Here is a 21,766-nt window from a genome sequence, read left to right as displayed (position 1 = left end):
CCGCCGCGCGGATTGCCTCAAATCATCCCGGTACTCCCTCCCTAAACACCGTGAAAGTAGAGTTCAATGAAGACCTCAAAAGAAGCGCTCGACAGTCCGGGCTCTTCAGAATTTCCTGAAGCGTCCGTGCGGCCTCGCCGCAGCGTCAACATGATCGCTGGTACGATCGGCCACTTCGTGGAGTGGTACGACTGGTACATCTACGGGCTGCTGGCAGCCGTCTTTTCGGGACAGATCTTCCCAAGTGATTCCGCGTTCGCATCCCTTGTCGCGGCCCTGCTCACGTATGCCGTCGGGTTTGTTGTACGTCCATTCAGCGGAATCATTATCTCGCCACTGGCTGACCGCTTCGGACGACGGCTCATCCTGACGTTGTCCATCTCCGGGATGGCGCTGGGCGCTCTGATCATTGCCCTGACCCCTTCATTTGCAACGATCGGCTACGCAGCGCCAGTTCTGTTCCTAGTAGCGCGCATCCTTCAGGGAATTTCGGCCGGCACTGAGCAGCAAAGCGCCATCGCGTTCATGGTCGAACACGCTCCCGCGAACCGTAGGGGCCTGTTCGGATCCTTCTCCAACATGGCAAGCGGCCTCGCGACCCTCGCAGCGACCGGCGGCGCGGCGATGGTGACATCGGCATTTGCCCCTGCAGACCTCGCCGCCTTCGGTTGGCGCATTCCGTTCCTCGTGGGCGGCGTTCTTGGCGTCGTTGGTCTCGTCATGCGGGCCCGCGCAGACGAGACGCCCGAGTTTGAAGCAAGCGCCCTCGTCGATCAGAAGTCCGCATGGGCGCGGCTTATGGACCTGCTCCGTGAGCACCCGAAGGCTCTGCTACAGGCGGCCGCACTCTCGGCTCCGGCCGTGGCCTACTACACCTGGGCCACCTTCCTTCCCACCTACGCCAAGCTGACCACGGGCCGGGACCTGTCCTCCACCCTGGCCGGAAGCGTCATCGGATTGGCCCTGCTCGTCATCATCGTGCCGATTTGTGGTTATCTTTCCGACCGCATCGGTCGTCGCAAGATCTTCCCCATCATCGGTGCCATCGGCATGATCGCGCTCTTCTACCCCTTGCTCCTGCTGCTGAACCAGCCAGGCTTCGGCGTGTACGTTCTGGTGTCGGCATCCGGATGGGTGGTTCTCGGTATCTGGCAGGCCGTCTACCCGACCATCCAGGCCGAGCTGTTCCCGGCCGCTGTCCGGGTGTCCGGCATCGGGTTCGCACATCAGATCGTCATCGCCGTCTTCGGAGGCACCGCACCACTGATCGCAGCAGCATTCGTCGGCGCCGGACAGCCCATGTACGTAGCGGTTTACATGATCGCCATTGTCGCCCTCAGCCTCATCGTCTACTTCACGCTCCCGGAGACGGGCAGCCGCACGGGACGCGCCACTGTCGCTCCGGCCGACCCAGAGGTGCTGAAGGGTGAGCACCTGATCTCGGAAACTGCATCAAGCGGGATCCGGACGCATGGATCAAAGCCCTAAACGTCCTGTTATTTGCTGACGAGGGCGTCGATAAACGCGTCACACCCTGAATATTGGGAATCGCCCTCGACCGAGGCCCGGTCGAGGGCGATCTCGCGTCTGCCCAACGCCAGCAAATCGGCTGAAGTATGCGAACTCAAGAGAGTCCCGGCCGTCTCTATCTCGAAGCCAACCGCAACAGGCCTGCTACACCGCGCCCTCTAGCCGGCTGAGCTACACCCCAACCTGACATCAGGCACGTAGCCGAAGACTGTCAGAATAGGGTCCGATTCGGCACTCCTGACAATGGCTCGGTTGCGAGACACAGCAACGTACGTTTCATCAGACGGTAGTGATGGGGCGGCCCATGTCTCGGTTCGACGTCTTTCAACCCTCAGTCTGCCGGACAAACTCCGTATGCCCGAAATCCGCCGCGTGATGCGCCGGCGGTTTCCGGTCGTCCTCCCTGCCAGCAAGCCCATGGCCGTTGAAGAGCAGGCTCAGGTAGTCACCCGATTGCCGCGCGTCTAGACCCGGACCGGCCATGACGGATCAACAAAGCCAGGACCGCCCCGGAAGAAAGCCCGGATCCCACACACCTGGACTCTGTGGACGGCCTGTACGCCTGCCACAGGGATCCCCATTGACGTTCCCGCTGAACCAGGAACGCCTTTGGAAACCGAGGGTTTGGGCCGCAAGGTCATGTCGCCTGCAACAGAGACCGGCATGAAATTGTGTTGGCAGAACCAGGAGGAAGGGTCCAAAAATGCATGTCGAAAGCGGCCGTAACCGCGGGTTCGCGCTCGGCTCCGTCAGCGCAGCATTCGGCCTGGGCGGCTTCACCGGACCACTGCTCGGCGGAGCCATCCTGTCGGCGACGGGCGACTGGCGAGCACCCCTGGTCGTCTTCGGCGGAATCGGACTGGTCATTCTTCTCATGGTTCTTGTCCTTGTACCGAAGTCCGTCACCGAGGTCGGCCGCATGCAAATACCAGACGCGTCATCCTCATCGGCGACCACGAACGGTCTGCGCTTCTTGAACCGTCGTGTGGTGTGCAGCGTTTTCGTCGCGATCGCCGGCGGTTTCGCGATCTACGGCTATCTGGGACTGTACCCGACGTATCTTCGTGAAGCGCTCGGATTCACACCTTCAGAGTCTGGTCTGGCGGCTAGCATGTTCGGCATCGGTGCCCTGGGAGCGCTCGTCGGCGGTGCAATCGCTGACCGCGTCGATCAAAGACTGCTCAACATGACAGGTTTGCTCGCAATCATGGCACTGGGGGTGGCCATCTTCGGATTCTCCACCCCAGTTCCCGTCCAGATGATCTTCTCGGCACTCCTTGGCGCCGCGTTCAGCGGCATCGTGGTCACGAACACCAGCACCCTGATGCAGCGGTCGGTGGACGTCAAGTACGTCGGTCGCGTGAGTGGCCTCATGATCGCAGCGATGTACATTCCCGCCAGCGCTTCCGGTTACTTCGTCACGTCCATGCGCGACAGCTTCGGGTGGCAGACCGCCGGAATCATCCAGCTGACACTCATTCCGATTATCGGCTTGGTCGCCATGGCCGCGATGGGCAAGACGCCTGCCCGCACCAACCCATAGATCTCCTCATTTTCAGTCCGACATCTACTATTTGTCTGCAGAAAAGACTTCACCATGACAGAGCGTTACCCATCGAAGACTGACGTGCGGGAGAAATGCCGGGCGGAGACATCCTCGGGTTCTAAAAACGCCGGAACCTTCCGGGACCGTTGCTCCTCCCGGCCGGTCCGATCCGCTTTAAGATGATTGCGCGGCTGGCGTCAGACGCGCAGCAGCTGATCTTCGATCGTAGACCCGCTGCAGTGGGACGGTCAGCAAAATAATCAACAGCGCGTAGAAGTTGATGGGGGGCACGAGGACTCCCACGATCAGGGCGATGAAGAACCCGATCGTCGAAACGGCGCTGGAGAAGACTTCGCGGCCAGGAATGGGATTCTCTTCCATCTCGAGCTGCGGGTGTTTCCGGATCAAGAGCGTCATCGCCGTGAGCGTGAGGCTGCTTGCGGCCATCGTCCCGATGTAGACGCCGACCGAGAGGGGCGAAGTCCTGAACTGGGACACCATTTCCGTCGGCAGCGGCAACACCACCACCGTGAACGCCCAAAACAGGTTGAGCAGCAGGAGGAGACTGCTGTAGGACCTGACATGCTCGAACGCCGAATGGTGGGCAAGCCAGAGCCGGGCGATCACCACGAAACTCAAGGCGAAGCCGGAGATCGCAGCGTAATTGTTCCCGATGAATTGCTCAGCACTCAGCCCGTCGTGGGCCGCCTGGGTGACGGAGTCGACCAGCGGCAGCACGAGCAGAGTGATGGCAATGGCCGTCACTGCGTCCGTGAAGAAAACGAGCCTGTCCAAGCCGCGGGTTGTTTGCATTCATTCAGTATGTTCCGACAACTGTCCGAAGCGAACTCGGCATCCGCCACCCGCACCCTCACCGGAGACCGTTGAGGGTGCAGGCGGCTTCGAACTCTTCCTTGTCTTAAGTCCTCTGCACCACATCGGAGTTCCGAAGTATACGTCCAGAGTCGAATCCGGATGGCCTGCCGATCCAAGAGCATCTGGTTGGATGACACCGTTAGAGTCGAGAAGCGAATCCGGGACCAGAGGCGCGGCGAGACGATGTTGATGAGGTACGACGACACGGCGGATGCGGTCTACATCCACCTCGATGCCGCCATCCTCGGACGGCAACGCGGCCAACACCTGTCCGTGAGATCCCATCGTAGTTCCGGGCCCAAGAACAAGCTGCCACCTGAGATACTGAGGACACCTCGCGCCCAACGTCGTCCACGGGCAGAGCGCGTCTTGGAAGGTCACCGCGGCGCCAGGGCACCCTTGCGGTGAGAACCAGACCGCACGGATCACGTCATGCCTCGCCCTTCCCGAGAAACCAAGAAGGACCGAAAGGTGCTTGGCGGTTTGTCGTTCTGATGCCCCATCGTCGCTGGGCGGGTCCGACGCGAAACCAGGGCGCCACGCGCCAGTCCCGATCCAAAACTTCGGCGCTCCTACGTCGCTTCATTCCTCGCCAACTTTTGGATCGTTCCCGGTTCCCCAAGTTGCACTCCGGCCCCTCTGCCCAGCCGTGCTCCCTCCATCGGAACGCCGCCCGGGACTGACAGACAACCTAGGCTGTTAGCCGCGAGTCACTGCGGAAGACCGTTGAACGATAAAAGCAGTGGCATCCAAAGCCGTTTCCTTCACGGGCGGTCAGCTGGCCGAGACCGTATCCCTCCCCGGCATCACCGCACCGCCGGCGGCAGCCCAACGCAGGCCCTGCAACTGAACCTGGCCCAGGCTGAGCCAGACCAACGGCACCTTCACAAGTCATGTAGCCCTGTCCTCTTCAAGCCATGAAGAAGCAAGAACAGGGACATCCTGCCTAACACAAAGGAAAGCGGCGCACGGCCAAACCAACGGCCACTAACAAAAATGGCCCCGAATGGGCCCATAAAAAGCTGATTTGTGCACAGTCAGGGGCCAAATAAGTCCCTGACCTGCGAAAACACCGTGCCCGAGGTGGGACTCGAACCGCATTCCAACCCTTGAAAACACGGGGAACTCCCGAAAACATTGGCAATCCGGCCCAGTCCGGCCCGATCCGAGGTCCAAAGTGTTGACACTGTCAACACTTCTGTCCTTGGCTTTTTCGGCGTCTCCAGTCGGACCCCGCGGCCACGGAACCACTGAGACACTTGGAGAAGTCGCCAAAGGTCGTACCGCTTTGGACTCGCTTTCTTCCTAAACCCTCCCCCGCTGCAGCCCCCTGACAAGTGCCTTGCCGACCTCGCGCCAAACTCCCTTCCAGGCCGGTTCCGGTTCCAGCTCCGCCGTACCGTCGACCTCCGTCGTGGAGCCGGACCTCGCCGCTTGGGCTGCCAACCAGTCTCCAAAGTGGGTAATGTCCTCACCCCGGGACGCTGCGACCGCGTCGCATGCGAAGCCCACTGCCTTTGAACCGTCGCTCAGCAGCACGGAGCCCAACAGCATGGGTTCGGGTAGCTCTGAGAGGAAGGAGCCCAGGGCCGTTCCGGAGAGCAGCCACCGTTCGGCAACGAGTTCGGCGCCGTCGTCAGAGCGGACCACGCCGGGTTTGGGCGGCTGGGTGTCCAGCGAGACCATCCGGTACCGGGGCGCCGTCCTGACCGGACCCTCCCAGAAGGCGCCGCGCCGTTCCAGTTCGGTGACCAACGGCTGGCCCTTGCGGTGGGCGCCCACCACCACCAAGGGCACGACGGCGGCCCCCGCCGCCACGGGCCACGGCACTCCCTGCGAGGAGACACGCGCCGGCGCGGCGCCGGTCGTGAAAAGCCTTGGCCTCGCCGGGGTGCACTCGATGCGCCGCGCGATGTCGGCCACCACGGCGTCGTCGAAGGTCCGGCCGACCACCGTCAAGCCGAACTGGGACACCGAGGGCGCCCCGCCGTCGTCGGTTCCGCTGCTGTCCTCAACAATCCCGGCCGGAACTGCTACGGCGCACAGATCGAACAGGTTGCAGAAGTTCGTGTAGGTGCCCATGCGGGAATTCACGCCTACCGAATCCGCTGCGACCGCTGCCAGCGTCGGATGGAACGGCGCTGTCGGCACGATGAGGGCGTCGAAGCCTTCAAGCCGGGACATCGCCTCGCGCTTCAGTTCCTCCAGCGCCTCGGTGTCCGCCACATATTGGTGGGCGGGCACGTGGCCGGCCACACTGACGATGCCCGCCACGGTCGGATCCAGCCCGCCGCCGTTGTCAGCGCCGCCGGAAAGCGCGCCGTCGATGAAACTCCCGACGGCGGCATAGCGCTCAGCGACCAGCGCTCCGTCGTATAGCAACCGTGCCGCCTGCAGGAAGACATCGAATTCGATCGGCTCCGCATCCACGCCGGCGGCGCGCAGACGATCGATCTGGACCCCGAACTCGGCAGCCCAGGCAGGATCCAAGGCCGGGAGGTCCGCCGGAAACGCGACACGCGGCTTCGAGGGAGCGGCCAACCGGATGTCTGTGGGCCACGTCCGGCTCTGCCCGGCCATGACGCCCATCGCGAGTTCGGCGGTGTCCAGGTCCCGGGCGAGGATGGAAGCCGTGTCCCAGGATCGGCACGCCGGGACCATGCCGGCGGTGGAGACCACGTTCAGGGTCGGTTTGATACCGACGATTCCCTGTAGTCCGGCCGGAACTCGCCCGGAGCCGGCGGTATCCGTACCGATGGCGATGTCCACGAGTCCCAACGCCACAGCCACGGCGGACCCGGAGCTGGAACCCCCGGAAATCCGGTCAGGCCGGCGTGAGTCACGGACCGCCCCGTACGGGCTCCGGGTGCCCACCAGGCCCGTGGCGAACTGGTCAAGGTTCGTCGCGCCGAGCACCAGGGCGCCCGCACTCCGCAGCCGGGCCACGGCTACAGCATCTTCCGCCGGTTCGTACCCGAACCCGGGACACGCCGCCGTCGTCGTGATACCGGCGACGTCCACGTTGTTCTTGACCGCCAACAGGAGCCCGGCCAGCGGCAGTTCGGAGCCGGATGCCGCCTCGGCGTCGATGCGGGCCGCCTCGGCCAGCAATTCTTCCTCTCCGCGGATTTCGATCCAGATCTCGGGCCGATCCAAGGCGTCAATAGCGGCAAGCGCGTCCTTTACGCGTTTGGCGGCAGTGGCTGCACCGATCTTTGTCCCGTGGGTGGTCATGCTGCTGCCTCTTCCAATTCACGTTCGCTCAGTTCGTCCGCGCCGACGAGCACCACAAGGGCCTCACCGGCCACAACCTGGGAACCGGCGGTCGGCAGCACTTGGTGCACCACGCCGTCGCACGGTGCGGACAGGACGGTTTCCATCTTCATGGCCTCAAGGGAAACCAGTGGCTGTCCCTCTGTCACGCGGTCACCAGCTGCGACATCCACCTTCCAGACGCTGGCGGCGAACGGCGCTGAAACGAGTGTTCCGCCGTCGGGCACCACCACTTCGCCGGCGTCGGGAACCGCGACGGCGGCTGCGACTTCCGCGCGATCAAACTCGCCGGCATCCGCCCAGGCCTGGCGTTCCACCGCGAACGCCGCCGCCTGCCGCTCCCTGAAGACGCCGATCGATTCGCGGTTCTCCTCCAGGAACGCCTCGTGTTCGGCCAGCGAGAAACTGCCGTCCTCAATCTCGACTCCCCGGCCGCGGCCGGCGGCCATGTCGGCGCGGAGGTCCAGCAGCTCTTCGGGGCTGACGGGGTACCAGGAGATGCGGTCGAAGAAGCGCAACAGCCAGGGCGATCCGGGTTCGAAGGGTGCAGAGTCGGCGTAGCGGGACCACACCTGCGTGGTGCGGCCGACGAACTGGTAGCCGCCCGGGCCTTCCATGCCGTAAATGCACATGTAGGCCCCGCCGATGCCCACGGCGTTCTCCGGCGTCCACGTCCTGGCCGGGTTGTATTTGGTGGTGACCAGCCTGTGACGCGGGTCAAGCGGCGTCGCCACGGGCGCGCCAAGGTACACGTCGCCAAGGCCCAGGACCAGGTATTCGGCGTTGAAGACGGTGTCGAAAACGTCGTTCACCGAATCCAGGCCGTTGATGCGGCGAATGAACTCGATATTCCAGGGGCACCACGGAGCGTCGTCCCGGACGCCGGTCATGTAGCGTTCGATCGCCTCGCGCGTGGCGGGGTCGTCCCAGGACAACGGCAGCCGGACCGTGCGGCTCGGCACCACGAGCTCGGAACTCGCGGGCAGCGCGGCCACGATCTCCTGGACGAAGCCCAGCAGCAGCCGGGTGGACAGAATCGACGGATCCACCTTGATCTGGAGCGAGCGGATCCCGGGCGTAAGGTCCACCACTCCGGGGACGCGGAGCTCCTCGATGCGCTGATGCAGGGCATGGACCCGCGCGCGCAGACCGAGGTCCAACACCATGTCGCCAAACTCCACCAGAAGGTTGTCATCTCCCGAGCGGCGGTACGTGACCGCCGGCCGTCCCTCGCTTTCCGGCATGCGTCCCAGCACGCCGTCGTCGCCGTCGCCCTTCGCCGTCCCGGCATGCCCGACGGCGGCTAGGCCGTTTGTGCGGGTGCCGGCACCATCGGACAGAATAAGCTGCCGTCCCGGTCCAAGGTCCTTCACCGACGGAGCATGGGCGTCCGTCACCGGCACGAAGCGGACTTTATCGCCCGGACGCAGCTGGCCGAGCTTCCAGCGTTCGCCGGTCACCACCGTCACCGGGCAGACGAAGCCGCCCAAGCTCGGGCCGTCAGGGCCGAGCAGGATCGGGGTGTCGCCGGTGAAGTCCAGGGCGCCCACGGAGTAAGGGGTGTCGTGGATGTTGGAGGGGTGCAGCCCTGCCTCGCCGCCGTCGGCACGTGCCCAGCGCGGCTTGGGGCCGATCAGCCTGACGCCGGTGCGGGCCGAGTTGAAATGCACCTCGTAGTCCGTCGCGAAGAGTTCGTCGATGTCCTCTCGCCGGAAGAATTCCGGGGCGCCGTGCGGACCTTCGACCACCTTCAGTTCCCAGTGGGACGTGAGGGCGGGGCGGCTCTCGACGGGAACGGGCTGCAAAGGGACATCCACCGATGGCTCGTTGGTGGTGCGCAGCACATCACCGGCGCGGAGCACGCGGCCGCCATGGCCGCCAAACTGGCCGAGGGCGAACGTGGAATCGCTGCCGAGGTAGTGAGGGACGTCGAGTCCGCCTCGGAACAGGACGTAGCCGCGTAAGCCGGCCGCGTCGGCGGAGCCAATATCCAGCAAGCCGCGAGCGGGGACCGTCAAGGGTTCCCAGGCTGGGACAGATTCGCCGTTTAGCGTGACGGTCACATCGGCGCCGGTCACGCACACGGTGGTGGCGTGGGTGAACCGCAGAGCGGGGCCGGCCATGGTGAATTCCAGGCCCGGCGCACCCTCCGGGTTGCCCAGGGCCTTATTCCCCAGCCGGAAGGAGAGATCGTCCATCGGGCCGCTGGGCGGCACTCCCACCTTCCAGAGCCCGGTTCTGCCCGGCCAGTCCTGCACGCTCGTCTGGAGGCCCGGGCGTTCCACGGTGATGCGGGGTTCGGGATCGCCCACGGTGTCCAGGGTTCCCGTGGAATGGTTCGCAGCCCGAAGCACGTCCAGCCCGGTCACCGCGCGCAACATGCCCAGGTTGGTTTCGATGCCGTCAATGCGGGTGTGAGAAAGGGCATCGGCGAGGGCGTCAAACGCCGCATCCCGGTTGGGGCCGAAGGTGATGAGTTTGCCCAGCAGGGGGTCGTAATTGGTTGATACCTCGCTGCCGGTCTCCACCCACGCATCAACACGCGCGACGTCGGCGCTTGGGTACTGCGCGTTGGTGACGGTTCCCGCACTGGGCTGGAAGTTGCGGGCCGGGTCCTCGGCGTAAATGCGGGCTTCGACCGCGTGGCCTGTGACCGGAACGCTTTCCGGGACGCCCGCGAGGACGGGCCGCGCTTGGGCCAGGTTGAGCATCCACTCTACGAGGTCGACGCCGGTGATCGCTTCGGTTACCGGGTGCTCCACCTGGAGCCGGGCGTTGACTTCGAGGAAGGAGGCTTCCTGCCGGGCGGGATCGTAGACGAACTCCACGGTCCCCGCCGAGCGGTAGGCCACCGAGGCGCACAGGGCACGGGAGCTGCGGTGGAGCTCTTCCCGGAGCACTGCCGGCAGGTCCGGTGCGGGGGCTTCTTCCAGCACCTTCTGGTGCCGACGCTGAAGGGAACAGTCGCGGTCTCCGAGGCTTACGACCCGGCCCTCGCCGTCGCCGAAGATCTGCACCTCCACATGGCGGGCGTGTTCGATGTAGCGTTCGGCGAACACTCCCGCGGTGCCGAAACTGGAGTTCGCAAGCCGGGCCACGCGGGCATAGCTTTCCGTCAATTCTGCTTCGTTCCGGCACACGGCCATTCCGATGCCGCCGCCGCCACCGGTAGCCTTCAGCATCAGCGGGAACCCGATCTCCCCGGCGGCTCCGATCGCGGCGTCGAGGTCTTCAAGCAGGCCGGAACCGGCAATCATGGGCACGCCTGCCCGCTGCGCCGCGTCCCGGGCGGTGTGTTTGGTGCCGAAGATCCGCAGCTGTTCGGGGGTCGGGCCGACGAACACCAGCCCCGCGGCTTCCACGGCCTCGGCGAAACCGGCATCTTCGGAGAGGAAACCGTAACCGGGGTGGATGGCGCCGGCGCCGGTCGCGGAGGCGGCTGCCAGGATGGCGTCGACCCGAAGGTAGGACTCCTTGGCCGAGGCCGGTCCGAGCAGCACGGCTTCGTCGGCGAGGCGGACGTGCTTCGCGCCGCGGTCCGCTTCGGAGAATACTGCCACCGTTCGAAGCCCGAGTTTTCGGGCGGACTCGATGATTCGGCAGGCGATCTCGCCGCGGTTGGCGACGAGCAGGGTGTCGAAACGGTTCACGGTCATGCCTCCGGACGGGTGACGATCATGCGCACGGGCGTGGGGTTGAAGCCGTTGCAGGGGTTGTTGATCTGGGGGCAGTTTGAGACCAGGACCAGCACGTCCGTTTCGGCCCGGAGCGCAACGCGCTTCCCGGGAGCGGACAGCCCGTCCACGATGCCGAGGGCACCGTCGGGATCGACCGGCACGTTCATGAACCAGTTGATGTTCGAGACCAAGTCCGGCTTCCCCAGTCCCCATTTGGACCCCTCGATCAGGAAGTTCTCCACGCAGGCATGCTGTTCGTGGGTGTGCTGCCCGTAGCGCAGTGTGTTGGACTCCTGGGAGCACGCTCCGCCGATGGTGTCGTGGACACCCACCTCGTCAGCCTCCACGGTCATCAGGGCGTCGCCATCGTCTGAGCGGAGGACGGACCCTGTGGTCAGAATGATGGACCGCTGGGCGGCAATGGTGACGGCGGCAGAGTAGCGGATGGTGGCATCGGCTGCCGAATAGAGGAGGCAGTCCACAGCCTGGTTGCCCTCGAGGTCCACGATGGTCAGGACATCCCCGGCTGCGACCACGGCCGACCAAGGACCGCGGGCCTCGATGTATTCGTCCAGGATGACCCGTCCGGAAATCAGCGCAGCGGACTGGGCATCGGGCTGGCGCTGGGCATCGGGCTGGCGCGGGGCCTCCGGCCGGCGAGCTGTGGCAGTGGTGGCGTTCATGCGGAGGTCCTCGCTTTGTGGTCGTGTTCGGTGTTCTGCAGAGCCAGGAGGTGCTCGGGGCCAAAATCGAGCCCAAGTTCTCCGGTGGCGAGGGCCCGGAGGTCCTGCGGCGCCTGCCAGGCGACGATGTCCACTGCACTGCCGGTGAAGGCCGGGCGGGGGTCGAGGGGATGGGCGGTGTTGGCAAGGACCAGCACCAAATCCATGTGGAGCAGGAGTTCGATTGCGGTTCCCGCGCCGGCGCTGCCGTTGAACCGGATGCCGCCGTCGGCGTCTACGGTGATGCCTTTGAAGAAGGACACCGACGGCGGGAGCTCCCGCCGGCTGATCCCGTGCTTAAGTGCGCCAAGGGTCAGCAGTTCGCGGCTGGCCGGTGACGCGCTGTGGGCGCTGCCCGCACCATACTTGGCCTCGTTGCCGGCCCGGTGTGTGGTGCCGGTGAGGGCGTCGTGCCTCCCTGAGGAATCGGCGACAATGGTGGCCATCAGCCGTCCGGCGTCGGAAAGCAGCGGGTGGCCCTGCCCGAGGTAGGCCTGCCACGGGACCTTGACGGTATCCGCGACGTTGATGCGCTCGTGGTGGGAGCCTCCGCGGAAGAGAACTGCGTGGACGCAAGCGTCGCCGTCGAGGTCGGTCAGCCGGATCCGCGTCCCTCGCGCAAGTTCCATGTGGGTGTAGCGGCCGAAGGCCAGCGACTCGGTCCAGATGACGGCCTCGCGTGCGTCGAGTCCCGCCGTCAGCCGTTCCGGAGCCGATACGGCGGGCACGTGAATCATGGTGTCGGCAGTTCTGCCGTGCTGCGAGCGTGCATGGGCGCGGGCACCGGCTGTCGTCGCCGTCCCAACGGCCGTTTCAGTGGTTTCGAGGGTCTGTGTCATGTCAGTTCGTTTCTGCGTGGCGGTTTCGTTGTGGTGTCGGCGTCAGTCCACCGGTGTGAGGTCAGCTGTCTTCCTCGTCCGAACCCAGATGCCCAGGAGCAGGACGGCGCCCACCATCAGCGGAGCGGAGAACAGCAGGAGGCCGTTATCGCCGCTGGGGTCATAGACCTCGGGCCGGGGCCAGGCGAGGTTCACCACCATCAGTGCGCCGTAGAGGACTGCGAGGATGTTGACCGGAAGCCCCCAGCGTCCGAGCGAGAACAACCCTTGGGGCATCGTCTTACCCGTACGGTCCCAGTCTCCGCGCAGCCGGTTTATCAGCAGCGGCACTGTGACCAGCAGGTAGGCGAGGTAGAGCATCACGATGCAGACGCTGCAGAGAGTGGTGAACAGCGCGGCGTTGCCGATGTTGATGGCCAGGACGGCGATCGCGAGCAGGCCCACGATGACCGAAGGCCACAGCGGGGTGCCGCTGCGCGGGCTGACGGCCGACAATGCGCCCGCGGCGGGGAGCTGGCGGTCGCGAGCCATGGAGAAGACCAAGCGTGAGCCCGCGGTCTGGATGGCGAGGGTGCAGACGAAGATGGCGATCGCGACATCGACCAACAGGACCTTGCCCCAGAAGGTCCCGAGGACCGCGGTCAGCACGTAGGGCAGGCCTTGGCTGGCCAGGTTGCCGTCGTCGAGGCTTGGGGCGGCCATGAGGGCACCGATGATCATGAGCCCGCCGCCGAGTCCGGAGATCAGGAGGGCGGAGATGATGGTGCGGGGCGTGGTGCGGCGCGGATTCCTGGTCTCCTCGGACAACTCGCCGGCGGAATCGAACCCGACCATCACGTAGGCGGCCATCAGGCCCGAAACAAGGAACGCGCCTACCGGACCGAGGTCCGAACCACTGACGAGCTGCGTGTCCTGGACAACATCGGGGCCGCGTTGCGCCACGGAAACGAGCGCCAGGATCACGGCGGCGACGCCGACCAGCTCGCAGGTGACGCCGATCGAATTGATGTGCGACATGAGCTTCACGCCGACGGCGTTGATCGCCGTGGTCGCGACCAGCAGCACGGCGCCGAGAATAACGGCATTGCTCGCCCCGGTGACTGTATTCAATGCCGGGTCGCCGCCGACGAGCTGGAACCCGTCCCAAAGCTGGGGAAGGACCACCTGCATGGCGATGGCGGCCGCGGCGGCAGTGATCACCTGGGCAATGGACATGAACCAGCCGGCGAACCAACCAACGGCTTCGCCGCCTACCCGCCGCGACCACTGGTAAACGGCCCCGGAAATCGGGTACCGGGCAGCCAGCTCGGCGAAGTTCAGCGCCACAAGCAGCTGGCCGACGAGGACGATCGGCCAGGTCCAGAAGAAGGCCGGCCCGGCAAAGGAGTACCCGAAACCGAACAACTGGAAGATGGTGGTCAGGATGGAAACGAACGAAAAGCCTGCGGCGAAGGAAGCGTACCGGCCAAGTTTGCGATGCAACGACGGCTCGTAGCCAAGCGACGCCAGGTCTGCATCGTCGACGTGGGCGGACGCCGTCGAAATGGTGGAAGTCATCGGTTTCTCCGTGTCTGGAACGGGTGGATGGTGACAACGGAAACGAGAAGGCTCTGGCAGCCGTCCGCAATACCGTTCACTTGATAATTTTCCAGCGGGATGTCCCGTTACCGTTTCGCCAATGTAAAAGATGGATGACGGCGCATTTCCGGCACGTGAACATGAACTCACCTGAGACTGGCGCGTCCCGACGACGACGGAATCGGCCACGAAGGCGCCTTTAACGATGTAAGAATGTGGGGTGAACTCAGCCGGACCGGGTAGACCCCGCAAACAGCAACCCGTGCGCCCTGGCGCCACAGCCCGGGACGAAATCCTCGATGCAGCGGCCGAACTATTCACCAGCCAGGGCTTTGCGAACACCTCCACCAGGGCGATCGCCGACGCTGTGGGGATCCGCCAGTCGTCGCTCTACCACCATTTCGGCACTAAGGATGACATTCTGGCGGAACTCCTTGACGGCACCGTGACAGGAGGCCTGGTCTTCGCGAGCACCTTGCATGCCAGTCCGCCGCCGTCCGACTCCGGAACCGCGGCGGCCCGTTTGCACGCGGTGGCACTCTACGACGGAAACCAGCTATGCAGCGCCCGTTGGAACCTCGGCGTCCTCTACCATCTACCGGAAGCCCGTGCGCCGAGATTCCAGCGCTTCATGGATGACAGGCTGCAACTCCGTCGGCTTTACGGGGAGCTGGGGCAGAATGTGGAGGAATTCACCCCGGCGGGTCACCGGCAAGGCGCCCCATCGCTTGGCGATCTCCTCTTCCGGCTGGTCGAGTCGCTGATCAATCTTCGTGCCGATGGCCTCGTGGGGCCCGATTCAGCCATGCAGACGGCAGACGCCGGAATTGCCCTCGCCGGGATGGCTGCAGACCTGGATGAAGTACGGGCCATGAGCGCAGGACTGATCCGCCAATTCGGGTAGGGCCACTGTTGGGTAAGACCTCACTCCCCGAGTTCAAGGATGCCCGCAAAAGTCATCCCATTGGGGCAGTGCCCGTCCAGCCGGCACGGCAACGACCGGCTACAGTCCGGTCCTCCGCGGAATCCCCTGCCGAACTATGAAGGTCCGCTCTTCCCGGACATGGCCGGATAGCAACGGTCACGGGGACCCTTGAATCTACTCAAGGTCAGCTCAGTGACACCTGGCCCTCGACTCGCGAACGCCCCGTTCTCGGACGGACTGCTGTCGGGATCGTCGTGCCGTCTAGCTGAAGGACGCGAGGGGTTCGCCGAAGACGCCCTCGTCGGGAACTACGCCAAGCCCCGGGCCGGTCGGCAACTTGATGTGTCCTCCGTCAATCCGGACCGGGTTGTTTGAGTCGTAGTGGACATCCATGTAGGAGTCGGCTATCCAAACGCCTTCGAGCAAGCGCTGCTGCACTGTTGCGGCTATGTGTACGCAGGCGGCTGCGATGATGTCGCCGCCCCAGGTGTCGTCGCATGTGTGGGGCATGGATCGGGACTCGCAGACGTCTCTGACCGACGCGAAGTTGCCGAGTCCGCCCAGGCGCGTGACTTTGAGTCCGAAGCCATCGGCGATGCCGAGCGAGATCGCACGCAGCACGCTGCTGAGGTTCTCGGTGTTTTCGTCAAGGTAGATCGGATGGTGCACTTGCGCACGGATCGCAGCAATCTCCTCCATCGTGTTGCAGGGCTGTTCAAAGATGAAGGGGATGTCCGCGCATTCCCGATCAATGCGCAGGACGTCGCGCGTGGTCAGTCCCCGGTTGGAGTCGACTGGAAGACGGATGCACCCCGTGGCCTCCCACACTTTGCGGATCGTCTCGATGTCGAGTTCGACCGGACGTCCGCCCGCCCGCCTTGATCTGAAGCCGCGGATAGCCCTCGGCGACCTTCTCTGCGGCAGCCCGGGCGACGTCGTCCGGTTCGCCTAGGGCGAGGGCGTAGTAGGAGTTCGCGCTGTCAGTTATCGCGCCGCCGAGCATGTCACTGACACGGATGCCATGGGTTTTTCCGATGAGGTCGTGAATTGCGATGTCGATCGCGGCTTTGGCGTAGTTGTGTCCGTTGAGGAGCTTGTCCATTGAGTGGCGGACCGCAAGTGGGCCGGTGACCTCCTTGCCGATCAGTCCTGGCGACATTTGGTTCAGAGCCGCGCGGGCACCCAGAGCATGTTGCGGCTGATAGCTCGGGCCGACCGGGCAGGTCTCCCCCCAACCAGAGACACCTGTGTCCGAGATGACTTCAACGATCGTCGAATCCAGTATCGAGTACGCACCTTCGGACATCCGATAGGTCCCGTTCAGCGGCAAGTCCATCTGGTAGAGGTGAATTTCAGCTATGCGCACGGTGGCTCTCCTTCGTTCCAACTTCATTGGATGGTTGGCGTGTGGCCATTCGTCCAGCAGGACCGCGAGCCTTGGTCAGGCCGTCGGCTTAGCTTTCGTGCGAGTAGCCTGCTGCTGCCTCGGTCAGGCTCTTGCCCTTGGTCTCCGGGGCCAGCCACTGGGACACCCCGGCCCCAACCACGGCGACACCGGCGGCAATCAGCATGGTGGGGCCGGCGCCGAGGGTATGCATCGACGTCGGCATTAGGAACGTGCCGATGCCTGCCCCGATCCGGCTGAAAGCTGCCGCGAAACCCGTTCCGATCCCCCGGATCTCGGTCGGGAGGACTTCGCCCGGGTAAACGCCCGTCAGCGTTGTGTACAGCGCGTTGAAGAACGAGAAGACCAGGAACAGGGCGAGCACCACGGGTCCCGGCGCGCCTGCCCACAGGCCGATGATCGCCAGGACGACGGCGCACAGCCACTGCGGCGGAACGGTCAGGATGCGGCGGCCGGCCTTGTCGATCAACAAGAACGTGATGACGACACCGAGCAGGGCGACGGCCGAAAGGCCGACCCCACCGGCGAGCCCGCCGGAGAGGCCGTACTGTTCCAACACGCTGTCGGCGAAGGTGGCGATCGCGAAGTACGGTGTGACGGCGCAGAACCAGAACACGGAGATGAACACTGTGGACCGCCAGTATTTCTTGGAGAACAGCATCCCGAAGCTGCCCTTGCGGACGTCCTCGTGCTGGACGTCGTCGAGCGCGTCCTCAGGCAGGTATTTGTAGGCCAGAGCCTGGGCCTCGTCCTTGCGGCCCACGCTCCACAGCCAGCGTGGAGACTCCGGCAGGCCGATCCGGCCAAGGAACAAGGCCACCGCGACGAACGTGCTGGTGCCCAGGATGAAGTGCCAGCTCAGGTCGGTGTACTCGTTCAGCAGGTAACCGATCAGAAACGCAATCATGAAGCCGCCGTACCAGGCGATCTCCATTGCGCCCAGGAACCGCCCCCGCAGATGGGTCGGCGAGAATTCACTCATCATGGGCCAGCCGACCGAGTACTCGGCCCCGATCGCGATGCCCATCAACAGACGCACCACGATGAGCCATGTCGGTGAGTCGATGAAGAACTGCATGCCCGACGCGGCCGCGAAAAGAGCGATGTCGAACATGAAAATCGGTTTGCGGCCCCATTTGTCGGCGGCCCAGCCACCTAGGGGTGAGCCTGCCAGGATCCCGATCAAGGCGGCAGCAGCGATTACGCCCTGCGAGACCGGCGAGAGGTGCAGGTCCTGGGCCATCTTCCCCGACAAGGGTCCGACGATGCCCAAGATGTAGCCGTCCAGGAACATGCCACCGATCAGGACGGTGACCATTCTGGTCATGAAGCGTCGTTTGCTTGCCGGTGATCCGATGCCCCGGTGAGTAAGTGCATTATCTATGGTTGACATTTTCTCACTTCCCCACAGTCGGGGACATGGGTTCCGCCGTGTTCGCGGCAGTGGGAAGTTGGTTCGTGAGCATGTTTTGATCTCCTGGTCAGTGAGGGCGCTGGGCGTGCGATGAGCGATGGGGTGTTGTACAGATGCGAGTCCGCCTAGTGCCCACGGCCCAGCGGTTGCCCGCTTAGTACGACGATGAAGTTGCGTTTGGTTGGCGTCCCGATCAGGGGCGCACATAGGTCTCGGTAGGCGGGTCCTGCCGTCATTCTCTTGCCACGTTGCTCGAGAATTCGGGCTGACTGAACCAAGCTGCCCTGCGGAGCCATCCCACACCGCTCCGTTCATTAAACGAACGTAATGATCAAATTATGATCGGCATCACAGTCCCGGTCAAGACCCGCAAGCGAGATGACGCACCACATCCGTAGCCGTTGACAGTAGTGGAAATAACGCCTAAATTGAATGCAGCGTTCATTATGTGGACGTCTGTGTAGACACCACGACCAGCAAGGAAGCGGGAGCACAAATGGCGGCGGTACGAAGTGCGGCGCTGGAGGAAGTAACAGCGGGCGACGGAGCCTTGCTTTCCGAAGAGCCCTTTGACCTGGCCAATAAGTCCGTCATTAAGGCCACCGTGCTGCTCAAGGAACTAGGACACCACCGGCAAGGCATTACCGTCACCGAACTGGCGCAGTCAGGGGAAATGACGCGCCCGACAGCCTTTCGTCTGCTCCTGAGCCTGGAGCAGACCGGGTTTGTCCAGCGCATGGACAACCGCTACCTGCTTGGATGGCAGGTAGCCCGCCTGGGCAGGCTGGCCGATCCCCATGCAGGCGCAGTTGTGAGGATCCAGCCCACCTTGGACAAGTACGCGGCCAAGTGCAACGAGACCTTCAGCTTCGTCATGGTGCACGGCGAAGGGGACCACCAGGTGATCGCCGAAGCCCTCGGCTCGCGCTACCTCAGTGTGTCCCACCAGTACCTGGGTGGAATCTACCCCCTGCATGCCAGCGCAACGGGCAAGCTGATCCTCGCCGAGCAGAGTGACGAAAAAATCGCAGCGGAACTGCCTGAGACGCTCGACTCCCACACGACGGACACCATCACCAGCCGGGATGCACTTCTGCGTGAGCTGGGCAAGATCCGGGAGCAGGGCTACGCAATTCTCGACAACGAGCTCGAAGAAGGCCTCCTCGCGGTCGGCTTCCCGGTCCGGGACTCCGCCGGCGAGCTCATCGGCGTTGTGACCATCAACGGACCCACGCAGCGCCTGAAGTCGGACCGCCTGCCCGAAACGATCGACAAACTGCGTCAAGCCGCAGAGGAACTCGCCAAAGCTCTGGCTTAACGGAGGTCTGATTCTGAAGAATCGCCCAAGGTCCTGCCGCTCCGACGAATCCATGTCCTTCAGCCGACGCGTACGGGACTGAACGCAATCCATGCCACTTCCGCAGATGACTCCTCGTCGCTCCGTATCGGCCACCCCCCGTCACTTTCTCTAGAAGGCAGCCCCTGCACCCATGGGGGTCACTTATCGCAGCCATCCACACGACCGGCAAGGACATCAACGCGCAGGCCACTCAGTAGAGCCCCCGGCAAAAAGCATGCGGCCTCGCTTGAAACCATCGGCCACTGGACGGTCCTCGCACCCTGCCACCATCGCCGGAAGTAGCCGCGCAGGGACTCGATTTCAGAGGGTTCACAACACCTACTATCAACGGGGGCAAAGGCGTACCGTTCATCCAACGGAGTACGGCGACCTACGGTTGGACAACGGTAGCGCCGCCCCGGTCTTGAGCCGTTGAAGGAGGCGGAGATGGCTGGATGGAATGCTGACACGGCCGCCGGACCCGTGGGACCCGGAACGGTTACCTTGGTGGAGGGTTCATCGTTCTGTATTTCCTCGGCGAATGGGGACATCCAGCCCGAGCACCCTCACGGTGTTTTCCATGACGACACCCGCATTTTGTCCCGATGGAACCTTGCAATTAATGGGCGAGCCCTGGAACCGCTGACGGCGGAGACGAAGGAACCCTACCGGGCTTTGTTCATCGGCCGGGTTCCGCGCTCCGACGGGTACGCGGACAGCCCCTTGATCGTGGAGCGCCTGCGGGAAGTTGGGGCCGGGATCTTCGAGGAAATCACTATCCGGAACTATTCCCTGGCTGAAGCCGAATGTGCTGTCACCCTCAGCGTCGCAGCCGACTTTGCGGATCTCTTCGAAGTAAAGGAAGCTCGGGTCCAGCGGCAATGGGAGGAAACCCGCCACCCTGACGGCGACTCGCTGACCATTAGGGCCGTCTGGCAGGACGTCCGGAAGGGCGTCCTCGTCAAGGCGAGCGGCGCCGACGTCGCCCCCGAAGCCCTGAGCTACCGGGTGGTTGTCCCGCCACACGGGCACTGGAGCACCCTGCTGAGCGTGGTGCCCACCGTCGACGGCGCAGCACCGCTGGCGTCGTTCGTTCGTCAGGCCGGAGATGCAACATCTCCCAGCGACCGACGCCGCGCGGAATGGGTGGCGAAGATTCCCAAACTGCACATGGCCAACCGTTCCGTCGAACGGACCCTGCGGCGAAGCTATGACGACCTCGGCGCACTCCGCATTGAGGATCCTGCCCATCCGGAACGGATCGTCGTGGCCGCCGGCGCCCCGTGGTTCATGACGCTCTTCGGCCGCGACTCGCTCTGGGCTTCGGAAATGGCGTTACCGGTGGACCCGTCGCTGGCCTTGGGCACGCTGCAGACGCTCGCCGACCGCCAGGGAAGCACGGTGGATCCGATGAGCGAGGAGGAGCCGGGAAAGATCCTGCATGAGGTCAGGCTCGGCGTTTCCAGCGGGCTCTCTCTGGGAGGCAAGTCCGTCTACTATGGCAGCGTCGACGCGACCCCGCAGTTCGTGATGACACTTGCATCGGTGAGCCGCTGGGGTTTTGCCAACGACACCATCGCCGCGCTGCTCCCCCACGCGGACCGCGCGCTGGACTGGATCCGGGAGTATGGCGACAAGGACGGTGACGGGTTCGTCGAATATGAGCGCCTCAACGACCAGGGCCTCATCAACCAGGGCTGGAAGGACTCCTGGGACGGGGTCAACTTCGCTGACGGCCGTCTGGCTGAGCCTCCTATCGCGCTCTGCGAAGTCCAGGCATTGGTCTACACCGCGTTTATGTCCCGGGCATGGATGGCTTACGACGCCGGCGACGCGCCTTTGGCCGGCCGACTCACCGGTGAAGCGGCGCGGCTGAAGAAACGGTTCAACGAAGAGTTCTGGATGCCTGACCGCGGCTACTATGCCATCGCCCTGGACGGCAAGAAGCGGCAAGTCGACGCCTGCGCGTCCAACATGGGGCAATGCCTGTGGCACGGCATTGTCGACGAGGACAAGGTGCCGCTGGTCGCGGAACGGCTAATGTCGCCCGAGATGTTCAGCGGCTGGGGCGTGCGCACCCTTGGGAGCGACATGGGCGCCTACAACCCCGCCAGCTACCACAACGGATCGGTCTGGCCGCATGACAACGCGATCATCGCGGCAGGCCTGATGCGCTACGGCTTTGTGAAGGAGGCGCAGCGGATCGCCACCGCGCTCTTCGAGGCAGCCGATTACAGCGAGGGCCGGCTGCCGGAACTGTTCTGCGGATTCAGCCGTGAGCAGGTCACAGAGCCGGTGCCGTATCCGACGGCATGCTCCCCGCAGGCCTGGGCGGCGACGACGCCGATCATGTTGATTACGAGCATGATGCGGTATGACGCCCATATTTCCCAGGGCGGCTTCTGGATGGATCCAGCACTCCCGGAGTCATTCGGCGATCTTCACATCACCAACGCGCCCATGGCAGGGGGCCGCATCACCATCGACATCGCGGGCTCCGAACCTACCGTGCAGGGACTGCCCAAAGGAGTCGTATTCCACCGTGAACACCGACCATGGCTGACGGAAATGATGGAACAAGCCAAACTGCTGAGGGAAGACTAGTATGACGGCTGCGACGATGACCGGGTCGCCCCGCGTTG

14 protein-coding genes are annotated in these 21,766 nt (G+C 64.1%); 5 read left to right on the top strand and 9 right to left on the bottom strand.

Annotated features, from left to right (window positions below; translation table 11 throughout):
- Window positions 1–66: 66 nt before the first annotated feature.
- Together AB4Z38_RS12315 and AB4Z38_RS12310 are read left to right on the top strand one after the other, a co-directional pair.
- Complete coding sequence (locus AB4Z38_RS12315) at window positions 67–1,488, top strand: MFS transporter (RefSeq protein WP_441429979.1); 1,422 nt, start codon at window positions 67–69, stop codon at window positions 1,486–1,488.
- A 745-nt stretch (window positions 1,489–2,233) separates the two neighbouring features.
- Window positions 2,234–3,073, top strand: a complete 840-nt coding sequence (locus tag AB4Z38_RS12310) for an MFS transporter (RefSeq protein WP_441429978.1) — start codon at window positions 2,234–2,236, stop codon at window positions 3,071–3,073.
- A 177-nt stretch (window positions 3,074–3,250) separates the two neighbouring features.
- Here the strand turns inward: AB4Z38_RS12310 and AB4Z38_RS12305 are convergent, their stop codons facing one another.
- The 6 genes from AB4Z38_RS12305 to AB4Z38_RS12280 all read right to left on the bottom strand — a co-directional run bounded on the left by AB4Z38_RS12305 (window position 3,251) and on the right by AB4Z38_RS12280 (window position 14,020).
- Window positions 3,251–3,889 (bottom strand): TMEM175 family protein, encoded by a 639-nt coding sequence (locus AB4Z38_RS12305; protein ID WP_441429977.1) that lies wholly within the window; start codon window positions 3,887–3,889, stop codon window positions 3,251–3,253.
- 1,368 nt (window positions 3,890–5,257) lie between these two features.
- The gene (atzF, locus tag AB4Z38_RS12300; protein WP_441429976.1) at window positions 5,258–7,186 is read right to left on the bottom strand and encodes an allophanate hydrolase; all 1,929 of its coding nucleotides are present in this window, start codon (window positions 7,184–7,186) and stop codon (window positions 5,258–5,260) included.
- Window positions 7,183–10,881, bottom strand: coding sequence for an urea carboxylase (gene uca, locus AB4Z38_RS12295; RefSeq protein ID WP_441429975.1), 3,699 nt, complete (start codon window positions 10,879–10,881; stop codon window positions 7,183–7,185). Before uca ends, atzF begins: the two co-directional genes overlap by 4 nt.
- A complete protein-coding gene (locus AB4Z38_RS12290) occupies window positions 10,878–11,585 on the bottom strand; it encodes an urea amidolyase associated protein UAAP2 (RefSeq protein WP_441429974.1) in 708 nt (235 codons plus the stop codon). Before AB4Z38_RS12290 ends, uca begins: the two co-directional genes overlap by 4 nt.
- Window positions 11,582–12,463 (bottom strand): urea amidolyase associated protein UAAP1, encoded by an 882-nt coding sequence (locus tag AB4Z38_RS12285; protein ID WP_441429973.1) that lies wholly within the window; start codon window positions 12,461–12,463, stop codon window positions 11,582–11,584. Before AB4Z38_RS12285 ends, AB4Z38_RS12290 begins: the two co-directional genes overlap by 4 nt.
- 42 nt (window positions 12,464–12,505) lie before the next feature.
- Window positions 12,506–14,020, bottom strand: coding sequence for an amino acid permease (locus AB4Z38_RS12280; RefSeq protein ID WP_441429972.1), 1,515 nt, complete (start codon window positions 14,018–14,020; stop codon window positions 12,506–12,508).
- A 241-nt stretch (window positions 14,021–14,261) separates the two neighbouring features.
- On the opposite strand from AB4Z38_RS12280, the gene AB4Z38_RS12275 reads away from it, so the two are divergent.
- Window positions 14,262–14,945, top strand: a complete 684-nt coding sequence (locus AB4Z38_RS12275) for a TetR/AcrR family transcriptional regulator (protein WP_441429971.1) — start codon at window positions 14,262–14,264, stop codon at window positions 14,943–14,945.
- Between the two features lie 282 nt (window positions 14,946–15,227).
- Here the strand turns inward: AB4Z38_RS12275 and AB4Z38_RS12270 are convergent, their stop codons facing one another.
- From AB4Z38_RS12270 to AB4Z38_RS12260, 3 genes are all read right to left on the bottom strand, one after another.
- Entirely contained in the window at window positions 15,228–15,794 is a 567-nt protein-coding gene (locus tag AB4Z38_RS12270; RefSeq protein WP_441429970.1) for an enolase C-terminal domain-like protein, read from the bottom strand.
- The gene (locus AB4Z38_RS12265; RefSeq protein ID WP_441429969.1) at window positions 15,715–16,332 is read right to left on the bottom strand and encodes a mandelate racemase/muconate lactonizing enzyme family protein; all 618 of its coding nucleotides are present in this window, start codon (window positions 16,330–16,332) and stop codon (window positions 15,715–15,717) included. Before AB4Z38_RS12265 ends, AB4Z38_RS12270 begins: the two co-directional genes overlap by 80 nt.
- Before the next feature lie 88 nt (window positions 16,333–16,420).
- Window positions 16,421–17,698, bottom strand: coding sequence for an MFS transporter (locus tag AB4Z38_RS12260; RefSeq protein ID WP_441429968.1), 1,278 nt, complete (start codon window positions 17,696–17,698; stop codon window positions 16,421–16,423).
- Window positions 17,699–18,281: 583 nt separating this feature from the next.
- On the opposite strand from AB4Z38_RS12260, the gene AB4Z38_RS12255 reads away from it, so the two are divergent.
- Together AB4Z38_RS12255 and AB4Z38_RS12250 are read left to right on the top strand one after the other, a co-directional pair.
- A complete protein-coding gene (locus AB4Z38_RS12255; protein WP_441429967.1) occupies window positions 18,282–19,103 on the top strand; it encodes an IclR family transcriptional regulator in 822 nt (273 codons plus the stop codon).
- A gap of 468 nt (window positions 19,104–19,571) precedes the next feature.
- A complete protein-coding gene (locus AB4Z38_RS12250) occupies window positions 19,572–21,728 on the top strand; it encodes an amylo-alpha-1,6-glucosidase (RefSeq protein WP_441429966.1) in 2,157 nt (718 codons plus the stop codon).
- Window positions 21,729–21,766: the final 38 nt, after the last annotated feature.

It is taken from the genome of Arthrobacter sp. 2RAF6 (assembly GCF_052115205.1).
Classification (GTDB): Bacteria; Actinomycetota; Actinomycetes; order Actinomycetales; family Micrococcaceae; genus Arthrobacter.
The sequence above is the reverse complement of the archived record's forward strand: the minus strand, read 5'-3'. Positions and strand labels throughout refer to the sequence as shown.

Coding starts and splice junctions, on each gene's coding strand:
- AB4Z38_RS12315 (WP_441429979.1), top strand. CDS start 67: ATGAAGACCTCAAAAGAAGCGCTCGACAGTCCGGGCTCTTCAGAATTT.
- AB4Z38_RS12310 (WP_441429978.1), top strand. CDS start 2,234: ATGCATGTCGAAAGCGGCCGTAACCGCGGGTTCGCGCTCGGCTCCGTC.
- AB4Z38_RS12305 (WP_441429977.1), bottom strand. CDS start 3,889: ATGCAAACAACCCGCGGCTTGGACAGGCTCGTTTTCTTCACGGACGCA.
- atzF (WP_441429976.1), bottom strand. CDS start 7,186: ATGACCACCCACGGGACAAAGATCGGTGCAGCCACTGCCGCCAAACGC.
- uca (WP_441429975.1), bottom strand. CDS start 10,881: ATGACCGTGAACCGTTTCGACACCCTGCTCGTCGCCAACCGCGGCGAG.
- AB4Z38_RS12290 (WP_441429974.1), bottom strand. CDS start 11,585: ATGAACGCCACCACTGCCACAGCTCGCCGGCCGGAGGCCCCGCGCCAG.
- AB4Z38_RS12285 (WP_441429973.1), bottom strand. CDS start 12,463: ATGACACAGACCCTCGAAACCACTGAAACGGCCGTTGGGACGGCGACG.
- AB4Z38_RS12280 (WP_441429972.1), bottom strand. CDS start 14,020: ATGACTTCCACCATTTCGACGGCGTCCGCCCACGTCGACGATGCAGAC.
- AB4Z38_RS12260 (WP_441429968.1), bottom strand. CDS start 17,698: ATGACCAGAATGGTCACCGTCCTGATCGGTGGCATGTTCCTGGACGGC.
- AB4Z38_RS12255 (WP_441429967.1), top strand. CDS start 18,282: ATGGCGGCGGTACGAAGTGCGGCGCTGGAGGAAGTAACAGCGGGCGAC.
- AB4Z38_RS12250 (WP_441429966.1), top strand. CDS start 19,572: ATGGCTGGATGGAATGCTGACACGGCCGCCGGACCCGTGGGACCCGGA.